1 protein-coding gene is annotated in these 419 nt (G+C 45.3%); it reads left to right on the forward strand.

Going from position 1 to position 419, the window contains the following annotated elements:
- Positions 1–284: 284 nt before the first annotated feature.
- Positions 285–419 (forward strand): phosphoenolpyruvate carboxylase (locus KHA85_RS20395; RefSeq protein ID WP_498039908.1); only part of this gene is annotated, 135 nt, incomplete at its 3' end.

The raw sequence follows: 419 nt of genomic DNA on the forward strand, positions 1-419 counted from the left end.
CAGTAAACCCGACATTTAACAGGGGAAACGCGCTATGCTTCCCCTAACTCAAAATAAGTAGAAAACGGCGAAATAAGCCACGCTGATAACCGATGCGGCGTAATTAAATTTCAGAAAATACGCCGATTTTGATGTTTTTTTGCTAAAAATAGTGTCAATTGACGATTGGACAGGAACGCGATGTGATCAGGCAGGCGGTCTGCGCCTGACGCGTGAAATTTATTTACAAGATAAAAATCATACAGAACTGGGTCAGGGGTTATATGAACGAACAATATTCGGCAATGCGCAGTAATGTCAGTATGCTCGGCAAATTGCTCGGCGATACCATCAAAGAAGCGCTGGGCGAGCATATTCTCGATCGCGTTGAGACCATCCGTAAGCTTTCCAAATCTTCACGCGCCGGCAACGAAGCGCAT

This window comes from Dietzia massiliensis (assembly GCF_018390595.1).
Lineage (GTDB): Bacteria > Actinomycetota > Actinomycetes > Mycobacteriales > Mycobacteriaceae > Dietzia > Dietzia massiliensis.